The sequence below is a fragment of the Aeromonas sp. HMWF015 genome (assembly GCF_963878965.1).
GTDB classification, from domain to species: Bacteria; Pseudomonadota; Gammaproteobacteria; order Enterobacterales; family Aeromonadaceae; genus Aeromonas; species Aeromonas veronii.
This window is the reverse complement of the sequence record NZ_CAWNZT010000157.1, coordinates 3995-4891: the sequence shown is the minus strand read 5'-3', so window position 1 is coordinate 4891 and position 897 is coordinate 3995. Positions and strand designations below refer to the sequence as shown.

The 897-nt window shown below is 66.2% G+C and carries 1 protein-coding gene and 1 pseudogene; both read right to left on the bottom strand.

The features are described 5' to 3' along the window. Positions 1–571: pseudogene (locus tag AACS18_RS07890) on the bottom strand (two-component sensor histidine kinase); the annotation flags it as partial. A gap of 25 nt (positions 572–596) precedes the next feature. After that, positions 597–897 (bottom strand): helix-turn-helix domain-containing protein (locus tag AACS18_RS23250; protein WP_308810794.1); only part of this gene is annotated, 301 nt, incomplete at its 5' end.

The window sequence follows — 897 nt, the reverse complement described above, 5'->3', positions numbered from 1 at the left end:
TCACCGGCGTCAGTGACAGGCTGATCAATCCCCTGTTCTCCACCACCCTGGTGCCATCCCGCTGCCACAGCACGGCCCGCTTGGCCAGTTGCGGGGAGAGGGCGAGCATCTCCTGCTGTGACCAGACCACGAAGTGACTGACGCTGCGTCCGGCCGTGAGGGCGGCGCGCTCTTGCGCCGTCAGCTGATCCAGCTCGGGGCCACGGCGCAAGCGCAGAAAATCGAGACCATAGTTGGCCGCCAGCGGCATCACCCAGTCATGGAGCTGATCCGGCGATTCCCGCAGCCGCAGCTGAAAGGCCCAGGCATCGCGCAGATGCTCGAGATGCTCGGTCTGGCGCTGCTGCTGCACCGTGATGGCGTGGTGGGCCACCCCGAGATCGCTGCGCACCGTGGTGAGCAGGTTCTGCCAGCTGTAGGTGAGGGTCCAGTAGAGGGTGAGCGCAATCATGCCCACCAGGGTGAGCATGATGGGTACCGAGGTGAGCAGCAGCAGGCGCCAGCGCACCTTGGTGCGCACGCAACGGGGCAACAGGGCGCGCATGCAGCGGGAGAGCAGGGTCAGTTGCATCGCCACCCCATCCGATCAGCCTTCCTCATTCGATGGCCCACTCCTTGAATTTGCGATCCAGCGTCTTGCGCGCCACCCCGAGCACCCGGGAGGCGGCCGACTTGTTGCCATCATGGCTCGCCACCACCTGCAGGATGTGGGCTTTTTCCACCTCCGCCAGCGGCCACGCCAGCGGATAACCCTCCTCGCTCGCGCCCTGTTCGGCCGGCTTGCTGCTCTGCCAGTAATCCGCCGGGGGCTTGCCCAGCAGCAGGCAGCGCTCGATGAGGTTGCGCAGCTCCCGCACGTTGCCGGGCCAGGGATAGGCCTGCATCGCTACCACATCC